This is a genomic window from Enterobacter cloacae complex sp. IR5384 (assembly GCF_049237265.1).
GTDB lineage: Bacteria > Pseudomonadota > Gammaproteobacteria > Enterobacterales > Enterobacteriaceae > Enterobacter > Enterobacter cloacae.
The window spans coordinates 17,072-37,639 of the sequence record NZ_JBMKHJ010000007.1 but is presented as its reverse complement, the minus strand read 5'-3'; the positions used below and the strand labels follow the sequence as shown (position 1 = coordinate 37,639).

At 54.8% G+C, this 20,568-nt stretch carries 21 protein-coding genes; 12 read left to right on the top strand and 9 right to left on the bottom strand.

Translation table 11 applies throughout. From position 1 onward, the window contains the following. Window positions 1–38 precede the first annotated feature (38 nt). The 4 genes from fdhF to ycgZ all read right to left on the bottom strand — a co-directional run bounded on the left by fdhF (window position 39) and on the right by ycgZ (window position 3,237). Window positions 39–2,189, bottom strand: a complete 2,151-nt coding sequence (gene fdhF / locus ACOTX3_RS08400) for a formate dehydrogenase subunit alpha (RefSeq protein WP_038419189.1) — start codon at window positions 2,187–2,189, stop codon at window positions 39–41. Window positions 2,190–2,364: 175 nt separating this feature from the next. Further along, window positions 2,365–2,643, bottom strand: coding sequence for a biofilm development regulator YmgB/AriR family protein (locus ACOTX3_RS08395; RefSeq protein WP_013096961.1), 279 nt, complete (start codon window positions 2,641–2,643; stop codon window positions 2,365–2,367). 29 nt (window positions 2,644–2,672) lie between these two features. Further along, entirely contained in the window at window positions 2,673–2,993 is a 321-nt protein-coding gene (locus ACOTX3_RS08390; RefSeq protein WP_029883869.1) for a hypothetical protein, read from the bottom strand. Window positions 2,994–2,997: 4 nt separating this feature from the next. After that, window positions 2,998–3,237 carry a regulatory protein YcgZ gene (ycgZ, locus tag ACOTX3_RS08385; RefSeq protein ID WP_013096960.1) on the bottom strand — a complete coding sequence of 80 codons (240 nt, stop codon included), beginning with the start codon at window positions 3,235–3,237 and terminating at the stop codon, window positions 2,998–3,000. A 341-nt stretch (window positions 3,238–3,578) separates the two neighbouring features. On the opposite strand from ycgZ, the gene ACOTX3_RS08380 reads away from it, so the two are divergent. The 9 genes from ACOTX3_RS08380 (at window position 3,579) to ldtE (ending at window position 12,660) form a co-directional block, all read left to right on the top strand. After that, window positions 3,579–4,799, top strand: coding sequence for a diguanylate phosphodiesterase (locus tag ACOTX3_RS08380; protein WP_058679106.1), 1,221 nt, complete (start codon window positions 3,579–3,581; stop codon window positions 4,797–4,799). Between the two features lie 190 nt (window positions 4,800–4,989). Next, on the top strand, window positions 4,990–5,718 hold the full coding sequence (locus tag ACOTX3_RS08375; RefSeq protein ID WP_013096958.1) for a MerR family transcriptional regulator: 729 nt from the start codon (window positions 4,990–4,992) through the stop codon (window positions 5,716–5,718). Window positions 5,719–6,031: 313 nt separating this feature from the next. Next, complete coding sequence (gene sufA / locus ACOTX3_RS08370; RefSeq protein ID WP_008500631.1) at window positions 6,032–6,400, top strand: Fe-S cluster assembly scaffold SufA; 369 nt, start codon at window positions 6,032–6,034, stop codon at window positions 6,398–6,400. 8 nt (window positions 6,401–6,408) lie between these two features. Further along, window positions 6,409–7,899, top strand: a complete 1,491-nt coding sequence (sufB, locus tag ACOTX3_RS08365; RefSeq protein ID WP_013096956.1) for a Fe-S cluster assembly protein SufB — start codon at window positions 6,409–6,411, stop codon at window positions 7,897–7,899. 9 nt (window positions 7,900–7,908) lie between these two features. Beyond that, window positions 7,909–8,655: a Fe-S cluster assembly ATPase SufC gene (gene sufC, locus ACOTX3_RS08360; RefSeq protein ID WP_013096955.1), complete on the top strand. Its 747-nt coding sequence runs from the start codon at window positions 7,909–7,911 to the stop codon at window positions 8,653–8,655. After that, window positions 8,630–9,901 carry a Fe-S cluster assembly protein SufD gene (sufD, locus tag ACOTX3_RS08355; protein ID WP_058679104.1) on the top strand — a complete coding sequence of 424 codons (1,272 nt, stop codon included), beginning with the start codon at window positions 8,630–8,632 and terminating at the stop codon, window positions 9,899–9,901. The genes sufC and sufD overlap by 26 nt, the downstream gene beginning before the upstream one ends. After that, a complete protein-coding gene (gene sufS / locus ACOTX3_RS08350; protein WP_058679103.1) occupies window positions 9,898–11,118 on the top strand; it encodes a cysteine desulfurase SufS in 1,221 nt (406 codons plus the stop codon). The genes sufD and sufS overlap by 4 nt, the downstream gene beginning before the upstream one ends. 14 nt (window positions 11,119–11,132) lie before the next feature. Next, window positions 11,133–11,549 carry a cysteine desulfuration protein SufE gene (sufE, locus tag ACOTX3_RS08345; protein WP_058679102.1) on the top strand — a complete coding sequence of 139 codons (417 nt, stop codon included), beginning with the start codon at window positions 11,133–11,135 and terminating at the stop codon, window positions 11,547–11,549. Window positions 11,550–11,646: 97 nt separating this feature from the next. Then, the gene (gene ldtE, locus ACOTX3_RS08340) at window positions 11,647–12,660 is read left to right on the top strand and encodes a L,D-transpeptidase LdtE (RefSeq protein ID WP_058679101.1); all 1,014 of its coding nucleotides are present in this window, start codon (window positions 11,647–11,649) and stop codon (window positions 12,658–12,660) included. Between the two features lie 61 nt (window positions 12,661–12,721). Here the strand turns inward: ldtE and lpp are convergent, their stop codons facing one another. The 5 genes from lpp to ACOTX3_RS08315 form a co-directional block, all read right to left on the bottom strand. Further along, a complete protein-coding gene (lpp, locus tag ACOTX3_RS08335) occupies window positions 12,722–12,958 on the bottom strand; it encodes a murein lipoprotein Lpp (protein ID WP_001082307.1) in 237 nt (78 codons plus the stop codon). A 312-nt stretch (window positions 12,959–13,270) separates the two neighbouring features. Then, window positions 13,271–14,683, bottom strand: coding sequence for a pyruvate kinase PykF (gene pykF, locus ACOTX3_RS08330; RefSeq protein WP_013096950.1), 1,413 nt, complete (start codon window positions 14,681–14,683; stop codon window positions 13,271–13,273). 7 nt (window positions 14,684–14,690) lie between these two features. Then, a complete protein-coding gene (locus tag ACOTX3_RS08325) occupies window positions 14,691–14,987 on the bottom strand; it encodes a hypothetical protein (RefSeq protein WP_421631604.1) in 297 nt (98 codons plus the stop codon). Between the two features lie 73 nt (window positions 14,988–15,060). After that, on the bottom strand, window positions 15,061–16,206 hold the full coding sequence (locus ACOTX3_RS08320; RefSeq protein ID WP_058679100.1) for a trans-sulfuration enzyme family protein: 1,146 nt from the start codon (window positions 16,204–16,206) through the stop codon (window positions 15,061–15,063). A gap of 10 nt (window positions 16,207–16,216) precedes the next feature. Beyond that, complete coding sequence (locus ACOTX3_RS08315) at window positions 16,217–17,587, bottom strand: pyridoxal-phosphate dependent enzyme (RefSeq protein ID WP_058679099.1); 1,371 nt, start codon at window positions 17,585–17,587, stop codon at window positions 16,217–16,219. 398 nt (window positions 17,588–17,985) lie between these two features. Here ACOTX3_RS08315 and ACOTX3_RS08310 point away from each other — a divergent pair, with 398 nt between their 5' ends. The 3 genes from ACOTX3_RS08310 to ACOTX3_RS08300 are packed head-to-tail and all read left to right on the top strand — an operon-like array spanning window position 17,986 to window position 20,506. Next, window positions 17,986–19,008, top strand: coding sequence for a methionine ABC transporter ATP-binding protein (locus tag ACOTX3_RS08310; protein ID WP_058679098.1), 1,023 nt, complete (start codon window positions 17,986–17,988; stop codon window positions 19,006–19,008). Then, window positions 19,001–19,669, top strand: a complete 669-nt coding sequence (locus ACOTX3_RS08305) for a methionine ABC transporter permease (RefSeq protein ID WP_013096946.1) — start codon at window positions 19,001–19,003, stop codon at window positions 19,667–19,669. The genes ACOTX3_RS08310 and ACOTX3_RS08305 overlap by 8 nt, the downstream gene beginning before the upstream one ends. Window positions 19,670–19,693: 24 nt before the next feature. Further along, the gene (locus ACOTX3_RS08300; protein ID WP_047352554.1) at window positions 19,694–20,506 is read left to right on the top strand and encodes a MetQ/NlpA family ABC transporter substrate-binding protein; all 813 of its coding nucleotides are present in this window, start codon (window positions 19,694–19,696) and stop codon (window positions 20,504–20,506) included. The last annotated feature ends 62 nt before the right edge of the window (window positions 20,507–20,568 follow it).

The following is a 20,568-nucleotide window of genomic DNA, read 5'->3' as shown; positions in this document are numbered from 1 at the left end:
ACGTAGGCCGGGTAAGCGCAGCGCCACCCGGCATTTTCTCAGACATTCACCGCACTGATCAGCCGAGACTTCATGGACTGGTACGCCGATGCCGCAAAGTCCTCAGCCCAGCGTTGATCCTCAATGGCGTCCAGCTCAACCGCACAATACTTCGTTTCCGGCGTTTTGGAGATGGGATCAAGATTATCCTGCGTCAGTTCGTTGCAGGCACCAATCCACCACTGATAGGTCATATATACAGCCCCGGGGTTGATGCGTTCGCTGAGGCTGGCGCGGGTAATCACTTTACCGCGGCGCGAACGCACCCAGACCAGTTGCCCGTCAGTGATACCGCGTTGTTCCGCATCCGCCGGGTTCAATTGTACCCGACCCGGTTCGTCGGCCAGGCTTTGCAGCGCAGCGCAGTTCCCGGTCATGGAACGACAGGAGTAATGCCCCACTTCGCGCACTGTGCAGAGCACCAGAGGATAGTCTTCGTCTGGTGTTTCAGCGGGCGCTCGCCAGGGCGCGGCAAACAGTTGCCCTTTGCCGGTTGGCGTGTCGAAGTGATTATCTTTGTACAAATACGGTGTGCCGGGGTGATCGAGCGTTGGGCATGGCCACTGGACATGGCCCATTTCGCCCATTTTTTCGTATGTTACGCCGTAGAACAGCGGACACAGCGCGCGCATCTCATCCCAGATCTGCTGGTTTGAGGTGTAGTGCATCGGATAGCCCATTTCTGTCGCCAGCAGGCTGATGATCTCCCAGTCGCGTTTTACGTTGCCGCTGGCCTCAATGGCCTTGCCGAAACGCTGGAAGCCACGATCGGCACAGGTAAAGACGCCCCCGTGTTCGCCCCAGGAGGTGGCGGGTAACAGAACATCCGCCACTTCCGCCGTTTTGGTCATGAAGATGTCCTGAACCACCACAAAGTCGAGCGCCTCAAAGCCGCTGCGCACCAGACCGAGATCGGCCTCCGTCTGCAGCGGATCTTCCCCCATGATGTAATAGGCTTTGACTTTACCTTCCAGGGCGAGATGCGGCACCTCGGTAATACGCGTGCCGACGCGATCGTCCATTACCGTAACGTCAATTCCCCAGGCATCGGCGAACTTCTGCCTGATAGCCGGGTCCGTCACGTCCTGATAGCCGGGGAACATATTGGGCAAAACGCCCATGTCACACGCTCCCTGCACGTTATTTTGTCCGCGAACGGGACCGACGCCGACGGCAGGGCGACCAAGGTTACCGGTTAACAGCGCCAGACTCGAAAGCCCTTTTACCACATCTACGGCCTGACCAAACTGTGTGACGCCCATTCCCCACATCACGGTCGCGGAGGGGGCCGCTGCGAAAGTGCGCATCGCCTGGCGGACATCGTGGGCGGGTATGCCGGTCAGATGTTCGACCTTCTCTGGCGCGTACTCTTTCACCGTCTGCCGGTAGGCCTCAAGCCCCTCCGTAAAGCGTGCGACGTAGTTTTTGTCGTACAACTCCTCTTCCAGCAGCACATAGCCAAAGGCGTTAACCAGTGCCATATTGCTGCCGTTTTTCAGTTGCAGATGTTGGTCGGCAATGCGGGCTGTTTCAATCCGACGCGGATCGCAGACGATAATTTTCGCACCGTTCTCACGGGCTTTCAGCACGCGGCGGGCGACAATAGGATGGGAATCGGCGCAGTTGTATCCGAAAACCAGCAGGCATTTTGAGTGTTCAATGTCGTTAATGGAATTACTCATCGCGCCGTTGCCCAGCGTTTCCTGCAAACCCGCCACGGAAGGCCCGTGGCAGACGCGTGCGCAGCAGTCCACGTTGTTGGTATGGAGTACCGCACGGGCGAATTTCTGCATCACATAGTTGGTTTCATTGCCCGTCCCCCGGGAAGAGCCGGTGGTCATGATGGACCGCGGGCCGAACTGCGCTTTAATGTTTTTAAGCTTGTTGGCGGTATAACGAATGGCCTCGTCCCAGGTGACCGGGGTAAAGGGTTCGCCTTTGTGGTAGCGGATCATCGGTTGCGTCAGGCGAGGGGTGAGCAAGCGGGTATCGTTAAGGAAGTCCCAGCCGTAAAAGCCTTTCAGGCACAAGGTGCCCTGATTGGTTACGCCGTCTGCGGCTTCGGCACGGATAATACGGTTATTTTCAACAACGAGGTTTAATTTACAGCCTGCACCACAGTAAGGGCAGACGCTGGCGATTTTTTTCATCAATAACAGACCTGTTAAGAAATGAAGCAAGATGACCGGAGAGCCCGATCCCGTAAAGAGGAGTAAGCAGGAAGTGTGCCATCTTTACGATGCGTGTTTCACAGGGTGTTATGAGGGGGGAGGGGTGTCATCGTCAGGCTGGTCGACAGTTATGACGATGACACGTTAGCTAATTTTAAAGGTCGTCCATTGTGTAACCCACAACAATTTCCAGCGTTTTACGAATGACGTCGGCCTGAACCACGTCATCCGTCGCTTCCAGCGTCTGGATCAGCCAGAGAATGATCGCTTTGTTGGTAAGGTGACCTTCCGTGGCCAGGACACAACGTACTGCAGTAGAAAAAATCGCGGATTCTTCAGCAAAACGATCGCCAGCGTGGCGGAAATACTCCGACAAAGCGCTGTCCAGAAAAGCCGAATGGTATTCGGGTTGTGGCTGAATATTCTGTCTCATTTGTTCTCACCGTAGCTGTTAAATTGCAGTCAATGTATTTTCCTGGGATTGGACGGTTTTCCATCACCAAATAACGGCACTACATTGTCTCTGTTATCCTTGAGAGATCCCTCTCTGATTGGTCGTCCTTGCGCGGTTCTGCGACGTATAAAGGCGCTGTTTTTTGAGCCGATGTCGGCTATCACCCTCGCCAGTGTCTCCCGCCGCCGGGGATCCTTTTCATGTATTTGCATTTTACGCAGACGCTGTACCAGAGAATCGGTCGTCAGTGGCCCCCGTTCTTTCAGGAGGGAAAGCACGGCTTCACCGATAAGCTGGTCTGTGAGTCTTTCAGCGTCACTGCGATTCATAACGTTACCGTTCGAAGAGCAAACCAAGCAGCATGTGGTAATGCTGTTCCTCTTCCGGCCCTTCGGCCTTTTCGAGGCGACTTAAGAGTTTGGTGCAGAGCGACTTGCGGTTGAGGTTTCGCCCGTCGCTAAGAATTTCAACCACGACTTCACCCAGCGTTTCCTGTTGCGTTGGAAGCGCGGCTTTTTCGAAGTACTGCGCAATAGCGGCGGCAGAATCTGCGACGTAACCGTTCTGTTGCATGTTTCGCTCCTGTAAAATTTAGTAATCACTAACGTTACATTTAAGGTATACACAAATCCCAAATCTGTACATCGAAAATGTACAGTTTTTTAAATTTTTTATGATATATTTTATAAACTTTTTACATTTCAGTGGGTTATTCATGGGGTTTGTAACGGTATCGTAACAGAATATATTGTACAACTTGAAGTGTCGTGGTTAAGTTGTACAACATCGAAAATTCGGGTCATAAACGTCCTAAATCATTGAGACGTAAATTATTTGCCTGACAATTAATATGCTATAACAGAACTCTATCCACGCGTTTTCGTGGCCAAACCCCTAACCCCTCCAGGAAAAGCATGCTGACAACCATCATATACCGCAGCCATATTTGCGATGACGTTCCGGTGAAAGCGCTGGAAACCATGGTCGCTGCTGCAGATAGTAAAAACCGACAATCCGACGTCACGGGGATCCTGTTGTTTAACGGCACGCACTTTTTTCAGTTGCTCGAAGGGCCAGTCGAAAACGTGACCGCCATTTATGAGCAGATCTGCCGCGATCCGCGTCACCACAATGTGGTGGAACTGATGCGCGATCACGGACCTTCCCGGCGTTTTGGCAATGTTGGGATGGAGCTCTTTGATTTGCGTCACTTCGACCGGGAAGATGTTCTTCAGCAGGTGCTTAATAAGGGCACGACCCGCTATCAGCTGACCTATAACGATCGTCCGCTGCAGTTCTTCCGCACGTTCGTTGAGGCAACCGAGAAGGCCAACTATTTTGAATTGCCGCCCGCCGATACCTGGGATTTTATCCCCGAGGAGACGCCGTTATCCGCGCAACCGCCGGTGGTAGCAAAAGGGGCGGACTGCAGCTTTGCGTTTCAGCCGATTGTGGATCCCTTTATGCAGGAGGTGGTCTCCTGGGAGGCCCTGCTGCGCACGCCATCCGGCGACTCGCCACGGGCCTATTTTGCGGCGCTTCCGCGCGAAGAGGTCTACGCAGCAGATTTGCACAGCAAACAGGTTGCGCTCTCCATGGCCAGTGCGCTGGGGCTACAGAATCAGACGCTGTCGATTAACCTGTTGCCCATGACGCTGGTCAATGTCCCGCATGCCGTCGATTTCCTGCTCACCGCTATCGACGCGAACGGCTTTGTGCCGGAGCAAATTGTGGTGGAATTCACCGAAAGTGAAGCCATCTCGCGCTTCGATGAGTTTACCCATTCGGTCCGGCAGTTAAAAAGTGCCGGTATCAGCGTGACGATCGATCACTTCGGGGCCGGTTTTGCCGGGCTGCAGTTGCTGGCCCAGTTCCAGCCGGACAGAATTAAGATTAATCGCGATCTGGTGCTGGATGTGCATAAAAGCGGTCCGCGTCAGGCCATCATTCAGGCGATTATCAAGTGCTGTTCCTCGCTGGAAATTCAGTTCTGCGCCGTTGGCGTGGAGAAGGCTGAAGAGTGGATGTGGCTGGAATCTGCGGGAATTTCCCAGTTCCAGGGACACCTGTTTGCCAGCCCCCGACATGGCGGCATTCCGGCAATTTCGTGGCCCGAGAAAAAGTCTGGATTGTGATAAAGCTGTACAACCTTTGGCAGAGTTAACTGTACGTAAGGCGGAATTTAGACAACAATAGAGTTAACGGCGTGGATGGTGTCCTCACCATTCACCTGTTTCAAACTGAGGTCTTAGTTATACAAATAGCTTGTACAATCTGATAAGGTTGCTGTGGTTGGGTATGGAAGTATTGAGCGTGAGGGAGTTAATGGCCTATTACAGTATCGGCGAAGTCGCCGAACGATGCGGTATCAACCCCGTTACGCTGCGTGCCTGGCAGCGCCGTTATGGTTTGTTGAAGCCGCAGCGCAGTGAAGGGGGTCATCGTCAGTTCGACGACGAGGATATCCTGCGTATTGAAGAGATCAAACGTCTGATGAAATCAGGCGTTTCGGTGGGGAAAGTAAAAGCCTTGCTGGAGAACAAGGAAGTGATGACCCAGGGTAACTGGGCCGCTTTCCAGGAAGAGATGATGACCGTTTTGCGCTATGCCAGCCCGGCAAAACTGCGCGCAAAAATTGGCGAGTTTCGCCGCGATCACGCCATGGATGCGTTGATCGACAACATTATTACCCCCGTAAGGCAGCGCATGAATCAGGATCAAAATACGGTGCGCCACATGGCGAGCCTGTTTGATGGTGTGCTGATCGAATTCGCCGTGGCAAGCCTGGCAGAATCGCGTAAAAAAGCTGGTAAAGATGCGTTGCTCATCGGTTGGGAGTGCGACGACCGCACTCATCTGTGGCTTGAAGCCGCGCGCTTAGCCAATAAGGGCTGGCATATCGACGTGCTGGCAGAGCCGATTGATTCACCGCGTCCCGAACTCTTCCCCGGGCAGAAACTATTTGTCTGGACGGGAAAATCGCCCACGCCCCGTCAGCAGGAACAGCTCGATCACTGGCGTGAACAAGGTTTTTCCGTCGCCTTTCATCATTAATCATCAGAGGCCTTGAGGGCCTTTTTTTCTTTCTGTCCTGTCCTGCGCAAAAGCTATCTCAAAAATAGGCATTTCCGATGCATATTTTGCTTTTCCTTTTAATCAGACGAACGACGCAGCGAAATGCATTATTAATCAATGCATTGAACAATTAAATCCATCCCGCCAGCATCCTCTCACAGGGTCTATGCTTAATAAAACCAGGCAAAAAGGGCGATTAAGCCTAATGCCCCTGCTGTCAGAGGGTTGAAGTGATAATCGTTATCACTAACATGGTGTTATGCCCTGATGGCTTATCAGATGAGGTGGACCTATGGAACTGCATTCAGAAACCTTTAACCCTGCCGATTTCGCCTGGCGCGGTTTAACGCTCACGCCAGCGGCGGCGGCACATATTCATGAGCTGGTGGCGAAAAAGCCAGAGATCCTCGGCGTGCGTTTAGGGGTCAAGCAGACCGGCTGCGCGGGGTTTGGTTATGTGCTCGACACCGTCACCGAACCCGAAAAAGATGATCTGGTGTTTGAAACGGATGGCGCAAAACTGTATGTCGCGCTTCAGGCGATGCCGTTTATCGACGGCACCGAAGTGGACTACGTGCGTGAAGGTTTAAACCAGTTATTCAAATTTCATAACCCGAAAGCCCAGAACGAATGTGGCTGCGGCGAAAGCTTTGGGGTATAGGCGGTACTATGTCTCGTAATACTGAAGCAACGAGTGAAGTAAATACCTGGAGCGGCGGACACCTCAACTATAAAGAGGGGTTCTTCACCCAGCTGCAAACTGATGAACTGGCGAAGGGCATCAACGAAGATGTCGTGCGCGCAATTTCAGCCAAACGTAACGAGCCGGAATGGATGCTCGAATTCCGCCTGAGCGCTTACCGGGCCTGGCTGGAGATGGAAGAGCCGCACTGGCTGAAAGCCCACTACGATAAGCTGAATTATCAGGATTACAGCTACTACTCTGCACCTTCCTGCGGCAGCTGTGACGACACCTGCGCCTCGCAGCCCGGCGCGGTACAGCAAACTGGCGCGGATAATAGCTTCCTGAGTAAAGAGGTGGAAGAGGCGTTTAACCAGCTTGGCGTACCGGTTCGCGAGGGGAAAGAGGTGGCGGTGGACGCCATTTTTGACTCTGTCTCGGTGGCAACCACCTACCGTGAGAAGCTGGCAGAACAGGGGATCATTTTCTGCTCTTTCGGCGAAGCGATCCACGATCACCCGGAACTGGTGAAAAAGTACATTGGCACCGTGGTGCCGTCTAACGACAACTTCTTCGCGGCGCTTAACGCAGCGGTCGCCTCAGACGGCACCTTCATCTACGTGCCGAAAGGGGTACGTTGTCCAATGGAGCTGTCGACCTATTTCCGCATCAACGCGGAAAAGACCGGCCAGTTCGAGCGTACCATTCTGGTGGCTGACGAAGGCAGCTACGTCAGCTACATCGAAGGATGTTCCGCGCCGGTGCGCGACAGCTACCAGCTCCACGCCGCAGTGGTTGAAGTCATCATCCATAAAGACGCCGAAGTGAAATACTCCACGGTGCAGAACTGGTTCCCGGGCGACGGTAATACCGGCGGTATCCTCAACTTCGTCACCAAGCGTGCGCTGTGTGAAGGCGAAAACAGCAAGATGTCCTGGACCCAGTCTGAAACCGGCTCGGCCATTACCTGGAAGTATCCGAGCTGTATTTTGCGCGGGGATAACTCCATCGGCGAGTTTTATTCCGTTGCGCTGACCAGCGGCCATCAGCAGGCGGATACCGGCACCAAGATGATCCACATTGGTAAAAACACCAAATCGACCATCATCTCAAAAGGTATTTCCGCCGGACACAGCCAGAACAGCTATCGCGGGCTGGTGAAAATCATGCCTACGGCCACCAACGCGCGAAACTTTACCCAGTGTGACTCCATGCTGATTGGCGCAGACTGCGGCGCGCATACCTTCCCGTACGTGGAGTGTCGCAACAATAGCGCCCAGCTTGAGCATGAGGCGACAACGTCGCGTATCGGGGAAGATCAGCTTTTCTACTGCCTGCAGCGCGGGATCAGTGAAGAAGATGCCATCTCGATGATTGTCAACGGCTTCTGTAAGGACGTGTTCTCTGAACTGCCGCTGGAATTTGCCGTTGAAGCCCAGAAACTCCTCGCCATTAGTCTTGAACACAGCGTCGGTTAAGGAAAGCACATGTTAAGTATTAAAGATTTACAGGTTAGCGTGGAAGACAAAGCCATCCTGCGTGGCCTCAATTTTGACGTCAAGCCGGGTGAAGTCCACGCCATTATGGGGCCGAATGGCTCCGGGAAAAGTACGCTTTCAGCGACGCTGGCGGGACGCGAAGATTACGAAGTGACCAACGGCTCGGTGGAGTTTAACGGCAAAGATTTGCTGGAGATGTCGCCGGAAGAGCGCGCGGGGGAGGGCATCTTTATGGCTTTCCAGTATCCGGTCGAAATTCCGGGCGTCAGTAATCAGTTCTTCCTGCAAACGGCGCTCAACGCGGTACGTAAATACCGTGGCCTGGAGGCGCTGGATCGTTTTGATTTTCAGGACCTGATGGAAGAGAAGATCAAGCTGCTGAAAATGCCGGAAGATTTGCTGACCCGCTCGGTGAACGTCGGTTTCTCCGGCGGCGAGAAGAAGCGCAACGACATTCTGCAGATGGCGGTGCTTGAACCTGAACTGTGCATTCTGGATGAGACCGATTCCGGTCTGGATATCGATGCCCTCAAGATTGTCGCCGACGGGGTGAATTCTCTGCGCGACGGCAAACGGTCATTCATTATCGTTACCCACTATCAGCGTATTCTTGACTACATCAAACCGGATTACGTCCACGTGCTTTACCAGGGGCGCATTGTGAAATCCGGTGATTTCACGCTGGTCAAACAACTGGAGGAGCAGGGTTATGGCTGGCTTACCGAACAGCAGTAATGCGCTCCAGCAGTGGCACCGCCTGTTTGAAGCGCAGGGCGGAAGGCGTTCTGAGCAGGCACAACATCACCTGCAACAGATGCTGCGCCTCGGTTTACCCACGCGTAAACATGAGAACTGGAAGTACACGCCGCTTGAGGGCCTGCTGAACGCTGAATTTGTCTCGCAACGGGCGGATATCACACCGACGCAGCGCGATGCACTGGCGCTGAATGTGGATGCCCTGCGCCTGGTGTTTGTCGACGGCCAGTTCCGTCCTGATCTGAGCGACAGCACCGACGAGAGCGGTTATACGATCACCATTAATGATGAGCGCCAGAGCCTGACGGCACCCGTGCAGCCGGAGGTCTTTCTGCACCTTACCGAGAGCCTGGCGCAGAGTGTGACGCAGATTCACGTGAAGCGAAACCAGCGCCCGGCGAAACCGCTGCTGCTGATGCACATCACCCAGGGCCTGGACGGCGATGAAATCAATACTGCGCACTATCGCCACCATCTGGAGCTGGCGGAGGGGGCGGAAGCCACGATCATTGAACATTACGTCAGCCTCAACGATACCCGCCACTTTACCGGGGCGCGCCTGACGATGAATGTCGCCGCCAACGCTCAGCTGCACCATATCAAGCTGGCATTCGAGAACCCGCAGAGTCACCACTTTGCGCATAACGATATCCTGCTTGGACAAGATGCAGCGGCATACAGCCACAGCTTCCTGCTGGGGGGCGCGGTACTGCGTCACAATACCAGTACGCAGCTTAACGGCGAGAACGCCACCCTGCGCATCAACAGCCTGGCGATGCCGGTCAAATCGGAAGTGTGTGATACGCGGACCTGGCTTGAGCACAACAAAGGCTACTGCAACAGCCGCCAGCTGCACAAAACCATTGTCAGCGACAAAGGCCGCGCGGTGTTTAACGGTCTGATCAATGTGGCGCAACACGCCATTAAGACCGACGGGCAGATGACCAACAACAACCTGCTGCTGGGGCGCCTGGCAGAAGTGGACACCAAGCCGCAGCTGGAGATCTATGCCGACGACGTCAAATGCAGCCACGGCGCCACGGTCGGGCGCATTGACGATGAACAGATGTTCTATCTGCGTTCGCGCGGTATTGACCAGCAGGCGGCGCAGAAAATGATTATCTACGCCTTTGCCGCAGAGCTGACGGAGGCGCTGGACGATGGCCTGTTAAAACAGCAGGTGCTGGCCCGTATTGGTCAGCGTCTGCCTGGAGGCGCAGCATGAGTTTTCCCGTAGAGAAAGTACGGGCCGATTTCCCGGTTCTGACCCGTGAAGTGAATGGACTGCCGCTGGCCTATCTCGACAGCGCTGCCAGCGCGCAAAAACCGAATCAGGTGGTGGATGCAGAAGCCGAATTCTACCGACACGGTTACGCCGCCGTGCATCGCGGTATTCATACGCTGAGCGCAGAGGCGACCCAGCGTATGGAGAACGTTCGCACCCAGGTGGCCGCTTTTCTGAATGCGCGATCGCCGGAAGAGCTGGTGTTTGTGCGCGGCACGACGGAAGGGATCAACCTTGTCGCCAACAGCTGGGGCAGTGCGCAGGTCCACGCGGGCGATAACATCATCATCACCGAGATGGAACACCACGCCAATATCGTGCCGTGGCAGATGCTCTGTGAGCGTGTGGGTGCTGCGCTACGGGTGATCCCGTTGAATCAGGACGGCACGCTTCAGCTTGAGCACCTTGATGCCCTGCTGGACGACCGCACGCGGCTGGTGGCGATAACCCAGGTCTCTAACGTGCTGGGCACCGAAAACCCGGTGGCAGAGATCGTCGAAAAAGCCCACCGGGCGGGCGCGAAGGTCCTGATTGATGGCGCTCAGGCGGTAATGCACCACGCGGTGGATGTGCAGGCGCTGGACTGCGATTTTTACGTCTTCTCCGGGCATAAGCTTTATGGCCCAACCGGGATCGGCGTGTTGTATGTGAAAGACGATATTTTGCAGGCCATGCCGCCGTGGGAAGGGGGCGGCTCGATGATCGCCACCGTCAGCCTGTCGGAAGGGACCACCTACGCGCGCGCGCCGTGGCGTTTTGAGGCTGGTACGCCCAATACCGGCGGGATTATCGGGCTCGGGGCTGCTCTCTCTTATGTCTCCTCCATTGGCCTTGACGCCATCCAGGAGTATGAGCAGATGCTGATGCACTACGCGCTGCAGGAGCTTGCCAGCGTGCCCGAGTTGACCCTGTATGGCCCGGCCAACCGGCAGGGCGTGATTGCGTTCAATCTGGGAAAACACCATGCCTATGATGTGGGCAGTTTCCTCGATAACTATGGCGTGGCCGTGCGTACCGGGCACCACTGTGCCATGCCGCTGATGGCATTTTATCAGGTCCCGGCAATGTGCCGCGCGTCGCTGGTGATGTACAACACATCGGAAGAGGTCGACAGGCTGGTGGCGGGGCTAAAACGCATTCACCAGTTGCTGGGCTAACGGAGAAGCGAACAATGGCAGAGTTGCCGGACAAAGATAAATTACTGCGTAACTTCGGACGTTGCGCAAACTGGGAAGAAAAGTATCTCTATATTATTGAGCTGGGGCAGCGTTTGCCGCCGCTCAGTGAAGCGGCGCATAACCCGGATAATATTATTCTGGGCTGCCAGAGCCAGGTGTGGATTGTGATGGAGCAAAAGGGCGACGGTACGATTGAATTGCACGGCGACAGCGATGCCGCGATTGTGAAAGGGCTTATCGCCGTGGTCTTTATTCTCTACCACCAGATGTCCGCGCAGGATATTGTCGCCTTTGATGTGCGCCCGTGGTTTGAAAAAATGGCCCTGACCCAACACCTCACCCCGTCCCGCTCCCAGGGGCTGGAAGCGATGATTCGCGCCATCCGCGCCAAAGCTGCAATCATTAGCTAGACTTACAGGACAGCATTCATTCTGTTTCGCGAGGTGGTTCCCGCCTCGCTGGTTTTTCAGCTTTCTGGCGTTCTGTCAGTGAATAAGGAATCTCAGCATGAAGCGCGCGTCTCTAATAACACTCTTACTCCTTGGTTCGCTCGGCGCTCTTAATTCGGCCAGTGCGATGGATTATCCGTTACCGCCCGCAGGCAGCCGTCTGATTGGGCAAAATCAAACCTACACAATACAGGAAGGGGACACCAAACTTCAGACCATCGCACGTCGGTTTAATACTGCGGCACAGCTCATCCTTGAAACCAATAATACCATTGCGCCGGTAAACCCTGCGCCGGGAACGGTGATTACCATTCCATCCCAGATGCTGCTTCCGGACACGCCACGCGAAGGTATTGTGGTGAACCTGGCCGAGTTACGGCTTTACTACTATCCGCCGGGGGGAAATATTGTTCAGGTCTTCCCGCTGGGGATTGGACAGCTGGGGCTGGAGACGCCGGTCACGACGACCCGCGTGAGTCAGAAGATCCCTAATCCAACCTGGACCCCGACGCCGGGCATCAGAGCGCGCTCTCTGGAACAGGGCATTAAATTGCCGCCGGTCGTACCCGCCGGGCCAAATAACCCGCTGGGACGCTTTGCACTGCGTTTAGGCGTGGGCAATGGGGAATATCTCATCCACGGTACCAGTGCGCCGGACAGCGTTGGCCTGCGGGTGAGTTCAGGCTGTATGCGCATGAACGCTCCGGACATTAAAGCCCTGTTCGAACAGGTGCGGGTCGGCACGCGGGTGCAGATTATTAATGAGCCGGTGAAGTTCTCCGTCGAGCCGGATGGCAAACGCTATATTGAAGTACATCGTCCGCTGGCGCAGGTGGAGGGAGAAAACCCGCAGATTACACCTATTACCCATTCCGCTAACTTTGCCTCGTTTGTTTCTCAGGCAGGAAGTGACAAAGCGCTTATTGATAAAGCCTTGTCGCGCCGGGCGGGGATCCCGGTCGCCGTATCGGCGGCTAACGGGCCGTCGGCAAGCAACAACGTGCAGTCCGTACAGAACAGCCGTGTCTCTGCTGCGGTAACGGAAGAGGATGGCGAGAAGGTGACGCAGTAGGATGTTTGACGCAGGCAAAAAAAATGGCGCACAATGTGCGCCATTTTATTAACAGGTACTATTACTTACGGTATTTAGTAGCCTGGTTGTCCAGACGCTGGTTAGCGCGAGCTGCGTCGTCTTTAGCAGCCTGAACGTCGGAACGCATTGCGTTCACGTCGTTGCTCAGCTGGTCAACTTTAGCGTTCAGAGTCTGAACGTCAGAAGACAGCTGATCGATTTTAGCGTTGCTGGAGCAACCTGCCAGCAGAGTAGAACCCAGGATTACCGCGCCCAGTACCAGTTTAGTACGATTCATTATTAATACCCTCTAGATTGAGTTAATCTCCATGTAGCGTTACAAGTATTACACAAACTTTTTTGGGTTGAGAATATTTTTTTGATGGGAATACGCCTATTTTTGATCGTTCGCTCAAAGAAGCAACGAATTCGGCATTTTTGTCGAAAAAGCTATGTTAAAAAAGGCATTTTTCATCGGATTCGTCTTACATAAATCGCGATTAAATAGAAAAACCCGATTTGCTATTTTGAATAGAGTTGGCTAATACCACGAATAAAAAAAGCGCCCCGAAGGACGCTTTTTATCAAAAACTAATTCGTTTGAACATTATTACAGCACGTGAACAGATGCGGTATTGGTTGTACCACTCGGTACCAGTGCACCCGATACCATTACCACCACGTCGCCTTTCTGTGCCAGGCCGCTTTCCAGCGCCAGTTCTTTACCCTGAATATAGAAATCGTCAGTAGAGGCGATCTCTTTCACCAGGTGCGCAACAACACCTTTGCTCAGCACCAGCTGACGCGCAGTGGTTTCATTGGTGGTCAGCGCCAGGATGGTAGCATCCGGGAAGTATTTACGTACGGCACGCGCAGATTTACCGCCCTGCGTTGCAACCACGATCAGTGGCGCTTCCAGCTTCTCAGCCGTTTCTACTGCACCGCGGCAGACCGCTTCAGTGATGCGCAGTTTGCGGCTGTCGTTGTTGAAGTCCAGACGGCTGGTCATCACGCGGTCAGTACGTTCGCAGATGGTGGCCATGATGGACACCGCTTCCAGCGGATATTTACCTTTCGCGGATTCGCCAGACAGCATGACGGCATCAGTACCGTCGAGGATGGCGTTCGCCACGTCGCCTGCTTCTGCGCGGGTTGGACGTGGGTTTTTGATCATGGAGTCCAGCATCTGGGTAGCAGTGATAACCACTTTACGTGCGCGGACACATTTCTCGATCATCATTTTCTGCGCGAAGATCACCTCTTCAACCGGGATTTCAACACCCAGGTCGCCACGCGCAACCATGATACCGTCAGACGCTTCGAGGATTTCGTCGAAGTTGTTCAGGCCTTCCTGGTTTTCGATTTTGGAGATGATCTGGATCTTCTCGCCGCCGTGCGCTTTCAGGTGCTCACGGATTTCAACCACGTCGGAACGTTTACGGATGAAGGAGGCAGCAACGAAATCAACGCCTTGCTCGCAGCCGAAGATCAGGTCTTGCTTGTCTTTTTCAGCCAGTGCTGGCAGCGCGATGGAAACGCCTGGCAGGTTAACGCCTTTGTTTTCGCCCAGGTCGCCGTTGTTCAGCACTTTACAGATGACTTTGTTGCCTTCGATGGCGGTGACTTCCATTCCGATCAGACCATCGTCTACCAGCACGGTGTTACCCACAGACAGATCGCTGGTGAAGCCTTCATAGGTTACCGCAACGATTTCGCTGTTACCGACCACAGACTTGTCAGTGGTGAAGGTAAAGGTCTGGCCCGCTTTCAGGGAGACGTCGTTACCGCCTTCCAGTTTGATGGTGCGGATTTCAGGACCTTTGGTATCCAGCAGGATGGCGGCTTTTTTACCGGTCTTGCTCATGACGTTGCGCAAGTTCTGGATACGCTGACCATGTTCAGCGTAGTCACCGTGAGAGAAGTTCAGACGCATAACGTTCATGCCGGCGTCCAGCATTTTGGTCAGCATCTCTTCAGATTCGGTTTTCGGGCCGATGGTACAAACAATTTTCGTCTTTTTCATGACAGTCTTAGTCTTTAAGTTGGGAAGGATATGGAAATCTCGCTCCGGGGGCGCACCGCCGCGGAGTCAAACCTGTGTTGCAAAAGAGTATATGACACGCACTAAGGATAGGAGACATCAAATGAGCGTGCAGAAGAAAGTGTGCCTGAGTGACAGCCCAACGAAGGAGAGGAGAAGTTGTACGTTGTTTTTTGTATGCCAAGCGCTGAAACCATTCACCAGGGATTTGGCGCGCATTATACGCTGATTTTAAGATAAAAGGAAAATGGAAACGGTGTTTCAGAAATAATCTGTGCAGTTTCACATAATATTGTTATCAATGCGTTAAGGCATAATGACATCTTATGGCGGCAGGCGAGGGGCCTGCCGCCTTTTGCTTATTTTTCCAGCGCCTGACTCAGATCGGCAATCAGATCGTGTGCCTCTTCGATCCCCACGGACAGGCGGATCAGCTGCGGCACAATGCCGTTAGCCAGACGCTGCTCGCGCGGAATTGAGGCGTGGGTCATGCTGTAGGGCTGACTCACCAGGCTTTCCACACCGCCGAGACTTTCTGCGAGGGTGAACAGCTTCAGCTTGCGGATCACCTCCGTCGCACGTTGCGCATCGCCTTTCACCACGACGGAAATCATCCCGCCCGGCAGCGCCATTTGCCTGCGGGCGAGCTGATAGTGCGGGTGCGAATCCAGCCCCGGATAGAACACCTTTTCGACCTGCGGCTGCTGCGCAAGCCATTGCGCAATCGCCAGCGCGTTGCTGCTGTGCTTTTCCATCCGCAGAGCCAGGGTACGCATTCCGCGCAGCGTCAGAAAACTGCTGAAGGGATCGAGCACGCCGCCGATGGCGTTTTGCAGATAACCCAACCGTTCCGCCAGCGCCGGGTTATCGCCCACCACCGCCAGCCCGGCTACCACGTCGGAATGGCCGTTCAGGTATTTGGTGGCGGAGTGCACTACGATATCAAAACCCAGCTCCAGCGGACGGTGAATGACCGGGGAGGCGAAGGTGTTATCCGCCACGCTTATCACGTTATGGCGGCGGGCAATGGCCCCGATGGCTGCCAGGTCGGCCAGTTTCAGCAGCGGGTTAGTCGGCGTCTCCACCCAGATCATGCGCGTTTGGGGACCAATGGCGGCTTCCAGCGCGGCCAGATCGTCGGGCTTTACCCAGCTGACCCGCAGCCCGGTGCTGCGCTTGCGCACGTTTTCAATCAGACGGTAGGTGCCGCCATACACGTCATCAATGGCGACGATATGGCTGTCTTTATCCAGCAGCTCCAGTACGGTGGAAATGGCGGCCAGACCGGAGGCAAAAGCATAGCCGCGCGTGCCGCCTTCCAGTTCGGCGATGGCGGTTTCCAGCGCATGGCGGGTAGGATTGCCGCTTCGGGAATATTCGTAGCCGGTATGCTCCCCCGGCGACGGTTGCGCAAACGTCGAGGTGGCGTAAATGGGCGGCATGACCGCGCCGTGTTGATCGTTAACCTGGCCGCTGTGTACGCTGAGCGTGGCGAGATTTTTCATTCTTGTTTCCTTATTGCTGTAGACGGTTGCGCCAGGCGGTGAGGAGGTCGCTGCGGGTGATCAGACCCAGAAAACGGTCATTGTCATTAATCACCGCCACCAGACCGCGGTCAAAGATGGCGTGCAGGGCGCTTTCCGGCGCGTGCTTATCAAGAATCTCCACCTGTTGCGTCATGGCCGCCGTGACGGGGAGGGCAAAGCGAGCCCCGTCACCGCCAATGTGGCGCAGCAGATCCCACTCATCAATAATGCCTACCACCTTGCCGTTCTCCAGCACCGGCAGCTGCGAGATGTCATACAGGCGCATGCGTGCCAGTACGGTGGAAAGCGTGTCGTCCGGGGCGGCGGTGACGGTGGCGCCCTCGTCGTGGCGCAGCGCAATGTAGTCGGAGAGATCGCCTGCCTGCGGGCGGGACATCAGCCCCTGCTGGCGCATCCAGTCATCGTTGAACATCTTTGAGAGGTATTTGTTGCCGCTGTCGCAGGCGAAGGTCACCACGCGTTTCGGCGTGGTCTGTGCCTGGCAATACTTCAGCGCGGCTGCCAGCAGGGTTCCGCTGGAGGAGCCAGCCAGAATGCCTTCCGTTTTCAGCAGCTCGCGCGCGGTGGCGAACGCGTCGCGGTCGGTGATGCGCCAGGCGCGATTCACCCCGTCAATGTGGGCCAGTGGGGGAATAAAGTCTTCGCCAATTCCCTCAACCAGCCAGGAGCCCGCGTCGCGGTAGCGTCCGGTTTCCACCTGGTCGGCCAGAACCGATCCTGCCGGGTCTGCGAGGACAAACTCCGTGTGCGGCGAGTGTTCGGCGAACCACGCCTGCAGGCCACCCAGCGTGCCGCCTGACCCCACGCCCACCACGATGGCGTCGATCCTGCCGTTAAGCTGTTCAAACAGCTCCGGCGCGGTGGTGGTACGGTGCGCCAGCGGATTGGCTTCGTTGTTGAACTGATCGATGAAAAACGCGCCGGGCAGTTCACTCGCCAGACGCCGGGCGTAATCCTGGTAATAGGCGGGATGGCCTTTATTGACGTCCGAACGCGTCAGTAACACCTGGGCACCCAGCGCGCGAAGGTGGAAGATTTTCTCGCGGCTCATTTTGTCCGGTACCACCAGGATCAGCGAATAGCCTTTCTGGGCGGCGATCAGGGCCAGACCCAGGCCGGTATTCCCCGCCGTGGCCTCAATAATCGTGCCGCCCGGCTGCAGCTGGCCGGTGCGCTCCGCTTCATTGATCATCGACAGCGCCACGCGGTCCTTTATAGAGCCACCCGGGTTCTGGTTCTCCAGTTTCAGAAACAGCGAGCAGAGGCCGGTGTCCAGTTTATGCAGCTGGATAACCGGTGTTTGGCCAATCAGTTCAGTGACGGAGTGGTAAATCGTCATGGTTTTTTCCTTTCAGGAGGTCATGACGGGATGATAGGGCGGTGAAAATTTCGCAAGAAAGAACGAATCTCTGCTTTTTAGAACAGAAAAGAATATAAATGGTGTTTTTGGATGTCAGGATAGCAAGACGTAAAGTGCTCCGGATGTGAGGATGGCTATATCAACAGAATATGTTGAAAAAATGCGCGTTTTTGGCGTGGGTCGCCCCTGACATATGCATCGTGCAGATAAACATTGCTGAAATTGGTCTAAACGGGTCTCGCCCGCGACAGGCAGTGTTTATTCCCTCTGGTTATAACACATGCTTTTTTGTTCATTTAAAAGCAAGTAACGGCTGATTACTATCGTTTGGACATCCATACTTCTAAACCGCCAGGGCGGACGGATAACGAATAAGAATGATTGTTCTCAGCAATATTTCGAAGGTCTTTGACAACGGCAAGGTGGCGCTCACGGCCGTTGATAACGTCAATCTGACGATTGAGCAGGGGCAGATATACGGCATTATTGGCTACAGCGGCGCGGGGAAAAGTACGCTTATCCGCCTGTTAAATGGCCTGGAAAAACCGAGCAGCGGCAGCGTGACCATTAACGGTCAGGACATTTCTGCCGCAAAGGGGGAAGCGCTGCGACAGGCGCGTCTGAAGATCAGCATGGTGTTCCAGCACTTCAACCTGCTGTGGTCGCGAACGGTAGCGGAAAACATTGCCTTTTCGATGCAGATCGCCGGGGTGCCAAAGGCCAGGATTCAGGCCCGCGTGGCCGAGCTGGTGGAACTGGTCGGGCTGAAAGGCCGCGAAAATGCGTATCCGTCGCAGCTGAGCGGCGGGCAAAAGCAGCGCGTGGGCATTGCGCGTGCGCTGGCGAACAACCCGGATGTATTGCTCTGTGACGAAGCCACCTCTGCGCTCGACCCACAGACCACCGATCAGATCCTCGATCTGCTGCTGGACATTAATCGTCGGTTCAGGCTGACCATCGTCCTCATTACCCACGAGATGCACGTGGTGCGCAAAATCTGTGACCGGGTGGCGGTGATGGAGAACGGTAAAGTGGTGGAAGAGGGCGACGTGCTGAGCGTTTTTACCCATCCGCAGCAGCCGATTACGCAGCAGTTTGTCCGCCAGGTGAGTCAGTACGCCGAGGAAGAGACCTTTAATACCGAGCTGGCAAACGATCTGGAAGGGACGGTCATCCGTCTGACCTTCACCGGGCACAGCACACATAAACCGATTGTGGGTGAATTGACGCTGCGCTACGGCCTGCCGTTTAACATTCTGCACGGAAAAATGACCCAGACGGCGCACGGCGTGTTTGGCCAGCTGTGGGTACACGTGGCGGCATCCGATGAACAACTGAACAATATCCTCGCCGACCTGAAGCACAGCGATATTGAAGGCGAGGTGATTAAACATGGCTGAAAATCTCTTTCCGCATCTGAAGTGGGATCAGCTCTGGGCGGCAACGCTTGAGACGCTGTACATGACCGCGCTCTCCGGTGTGGCGACCTTTGTGCTGGGGATCGTACTGGGTCTGGCGCTGTTTTTAACCGCCCGCGGCGGATTGTTCCACAACCGCACGGTCTATAGCGTCATTTCAATTGTGGTGAACGTGTTCCGCTCTATCCCGTTCATCATTCTGATTGTTTTGCTGATCCCGTTCACCAAGACCGTTGTTGGCACCATCCTGGGAGCTAACGCGGCACTGCCTGCCCTGATTGTGGGCGCCGCACCGTTCTACGCCCGTCTGGTGGAGATCGCCCTGCGTGAAGTGGACAAAGGGGTCATAGAAGCAACGCGCTCAATGGGGGCACGACTGAGCACCTTAGTGTTTCGGGTTTTACTGCCGGAATCATCACCCGCACTGGTTTCAGGTATTACGGTGACGCTGATTGCGCTGGTGAGCTACAGCGCAATGGCCGGAGTGATCGGCGCCGGTGGGTTGGGAAATCTGGCTTATCTGGAAGGATTCCAGCGCAACCATGGTGACGTCACGCTGGTGGCAACGGTGACCATTTTGATCATCGTTTTCGTTATCCAGTTCTGCGGCGACATCATTACCTCACTGTTAGATAAACGCTAATAAATACACACAGGAACCATCATCATGAAAAAGACACTGACACTGATCGCCGCAGCAACCCTCAGCGCCCTGAGCTTTGCCTCCTGGGCTGACACCCTCACTGTGGGCGCGTCCAATACGCCACATGCTGAAATTCTCGAGCAGGCGAAGCCGATTCTGGCGAAGCAGGGTATCGACCTGGAGATCAAACCGTTCCAGGACTACATTCTGCCCAACACTGCCCTGGCGGGTCATGACATTGACGCGAACTACTTCCAGCACATCCCTTACCTGAACAGCGTGCTGAAAGATCACGAAGGCGATAAGGATTATGATTTTGTCAGCGCAGGCGCGATCCACATCGAGCCCATCGGCATCTACTCCAAAAAATACAAGTCGCTGAAAGACCTGCCGGAAGGCGGCAAAATCATCATGCGTGATGCCGTTTCTGAAGAGGGGCGTATTCTCTCTATCTTCGAAAAAGAAGGGGTGATCAAGCTGAAGCCTGGCATCGACAAAGTGACCGCGCGCATCAGCGACATCGTGGAGAACCCGAAAAAGCTGCAGTTTACTCCTGACGTGGAAGCGTCTCTGCTGCCGCAGATGTATAACAACGATGAAGGCGCGGCGGTCGTGATCAACGCCAACTACGCGATTGACGCCGGTCTGGATCCGGTTCACGACCCGATTGCAGTTGAGAGCGGTGAAAACAACCCGTATGCCAATATCATTACCGTGCATCGCGGTGACGAGAAGAAGAAAGATATCGTTGCGCTGGTGAATGTGCTGCACTCCAAAGAGATTCAGGACTGGATCCGCACCAAGTACAAAGGTGCGGTGATCCCGGTAAATAACTAATTAATTGATTTAGCTTAGGAAGCCCGGTGAGTTTCTCGCCGGGCTTCTTTTTTGTATCCGGG